The 3,074-nt window shown below is 60.4% G+C and carries 3 protein-coding genes; 1 reads left to right on the top strand and 2 read right to left on the bottom strand.

Features of this window, described 5'->3' with window-relative positions:
- The coding region (locus tag B3187_RS05125) for a pseudouridine synthase (RefSeq protein ID WP_286804918.1) at positions 1 to 355 on the bottom strand (355 nt) is incomplete at its 3' end.
- Positions 356 to 450: 95 nt separating this feature from the next.
- Here B3187_RS05125 and B3187_RS05130 point away from each other — a divergent pair.
- A complete protein-coding gene (locus B3187_RS05130) occupies positions 451 to 2,685 on the top strand; it encodes an NADP-dependent isocitrate dehydrogenase (RefSeq protein WP_339618257.1) in 2,235 nt (744 codons plus the stop codon).
- 118 nt (positions 2,686 to 2,803) lie between these two features.
- Here the strand turns inward: B3187_RS05130 and B3187_RS05135 are convergent.
- The coding region (locus tag B3187_RS05135) for a cold shock domain-containing protein (RefSeq protein WP_414673677.1) at positions 2,804 to 3,074 on the bottom strand (271 nt) is incomplete at its 5' end.

Below are 3,074 nucleotides of genomic sequence, written 5' to 3' on the forward strand. Positions count from 1 at the left end.
CCGGCGGGTTCCGGGGCCAGAGGGGCGGTTCGGGAATCACTTTTACCTTGGCCGGGCGAGTCCGGCCGTCGTTGAGCGTGACACCCTCACGCAACGCCTGCAGAGCCGACTTGTCGGGCGCGCCCTCCACCTGCACCCAATACACCTTGGGCAGCTTGTGCAGCGGGTGGGCGATCTGGTGCTGTACCTGGCCATCATCGGTGAGCAACAGCAGGCCCTCGGAGTCGCGGTCCAAGCGGCCGGCCGGGTAGACACCGGGGACATCAATGTAACGGGCCAGAGTGTCCCGGCCCTGGGCATCGGTGAACTGGGTGAGTACCCCATAGGGCTTATTGAACAACAACAGACGTGCCACAGATAACCTCGTTTCATGCCGGGCGTGGTCATTACTGGTATAATGCGCGCGATCAAAACACCGGCACACCCCCAGACAAGATGGAGTGACAGCTTATCATGACCGAATCCAAAATCATCTACACGGAAACTGACGAGGCGCCCGCGCTGGCGACCTACTCTCTGCTGCCCATCGTTCGCGCCTTTGCCGAACCCTGCGGCGTCGCGATTGAGACCCGTGACATCTCCCTGTCCGGACGGATCATCTCCCAGTTTCCCGAGCGTCTGAGCGAAGAACAGCGCATCGCCGATGATCTGGCTGAGCTGGGCGAGCTGGCCAAAACGCCGGAAGCCAACATCGTCAAACTGCCCAATATCAGTGCGTCCATTCCCCAGTTGAAGGCGGCCATCAAAGAGCTGCAGAAGCAGGGCTACGACCTGCCGGACTACCCGGATGAGCCCAAGACCGATGAAGAGAAAGCGGTCAAAGCCAAATACGACAAGGTGAAAGGCAGTGCCGTTAACCCGGTCCTGCGCGAAGGCAACTCCGATCGTCGTGCTCCGGCCTCGGTCAAGCAGTATGCGCGCAAGAACCCGCACAAGATGGGTGCCTGGTCCGCCGACTCCAAGTCTCACGTGTCTCACATGTCCCACGGCGATTTTTACGGCAGCGAGCAGTCCGTGCTGGTGGAGAAAGCCACCGACGTAAAAATTCAGCTGGTCACCGATGCGGGCGACACTCAGATCCTGAAAGAGAAAACCGCGCTGCTCGACGGCGAGATCATTGACGCGGCGGTCATGAGCAAGCAGGCGTTGCGGGACTTCCTGGAAGCCGAGATCAACGATGCCAAAGCCAAAGACGTGCTCTTTTCGCTGCACCTGAAGGCGACCATGATGAAGGTCTCCGACCCGATTCTGTTTGGTCATACCGTGGAAGTGTTCTACGCCGACGCGCTGAAGAAACACGAGGCGGCCCTGAAGTCGGTCGGCTTTGATGCCAACAACGGTATCGGCGATCTCTACTCCTGTGTTGAGCAACTGCCGGAAGATCAGCGCAAGGCCATCATTGCCGATGTGGAAGCGGTGTACAACGAACGCCCCCGCCTGGCCATGGTCAACTCCGATAAAGGCATCACCAACCTGCATGTTCCCAGCGATGTGATCATCGATGCCTCCATGCCCGCCATGATCCGTGATTCCGGCAAGATGTGGGGCGCGGACAATGCTCGCCACGATGCCAAGGCCGTGATCCCGGATCGCTGCTACGCCACCATTTACCAGGCTGTGATTGACGACTGTAAAACCAATGGCGCTTTCGATCCGACCACCATGGGCAGCGTGTCCAACGTTGGCCTGATGGCCCAGAAGGCCGAAGAGTACGGTTCACACGACAAGACCTTTGAAGTGCCGGCCAGCGGCAAGGTTCAGGTGGTGGATGCCAGCGGCCAGGTGCTGATCGAGCAGAGCGTCGAGGCGGGCGATATCTTCCGCATGTGCCAGGTCAAAGATGCGCCGATCCGCGACTGGGTCAAGCTGGCGGTCAACCGCGCTCGCGAGAGTGGCGCCCCGGCCGTGTTCTGGCTGGACTCCAAGCGCGCTCACGACGCCCAGGTCACCAAGAAAGTGGAGCAGTACCTGAAAGAGCACGACACCAGCGGCCTGGAAATTCACATCATGGCGCCGGTGGATGCCATGACCTTCTCCCTGGAGCGCATCCGTCAGGGCAAGGACACCATTTCCGTGACCGGTAACGTGCTGCGCGATTACCTGACGGACCTGTTCCCGATCATGGAGCTGGGCACCAGTGCGAAGATGCTCTCCATTGTGCCGCTGATGAATGGCGGCGGCCTGTTTGAGACCGGTGCCGGCGGCTCGGCCCCCAAGCATGTTCAGCAGTTGCTGGAGGAGAATCACCTGCGTTGGGATTCCCTGGGTGAATTCCTGGCGATGGTGGAATCACTGCGTCACTTCGGCAAGGTCACCGGCAATGCCAAGGCGAAGGTGCTGGCCGATGCTCTGGACAAGGCCAATGCGGACTTCCTGGAAAACAACAAGTCACCCTCGCGCAAAACCGGCGAGCTGGACAACCGGGGCAGTCACTTCTACCTGGCGCTGTACTGGGCAGAAGCACTGGCGGCTCAGTCTGACGATGCTGAGCTCAAGCAGCGTTTCACCGAGCTGGCGAAAACCCTGAGGGCCGAGGAAGACAAGATCGTGGCCGAGCTGAACGGCGTGCAGGGCAAGCCGGTGGACATCGGTGGCTACTACCGTCCGGTCACCCGCAAGGTGTCTGACGTCATGCGCCCGAGCGCAACGCTCAATGCCGCGCTGGATGCCTTGAAAAACGCCTGATCGACGCCATATACAGCACAGGGAAGGGTGCTTGATGGTGCGAAAAACCCCCGGGGTCCATCAGGGCGCCGGGGGTTTTTGTTTCAGATCGGATCAGGATCGGTGCGTGGCGACTCGGTCAGTGAGTCGTGACGGCGGCCGGCTTGCCGGGGGCGGAATCGAAGTCCCGTCGCTCTCCGGCGCCATTGTTGGCGGCGGCGCGCTCGTCGGCCTGATGGGCATCGGAAGAAATGATGTTGGTGGCGTGGTAGCCTTTATCACCTTTGGTGATATCGAACGCGACCAGTTGACCCGCCTTAAGGGTTTTATAACCCTCCATCTGGATGGCCGAATAGTGCGCGAACAGATCTTCGCCACCTTCGTCCGGCAGGCGGAAGCGGGCCTGGACG

Source organism: Marinimicrobium sp. UBA4209 (assembly GCF_002381585.1).
In the GTDB taxonomy this organism is placed as follows: domain Bacteria; phylum Pseudomonadota; class Gammaproteobacteria; order Pseudomonadales; family Cellvibrionaceae; genus Marinimicrobium; species Marinimicrobium koreense.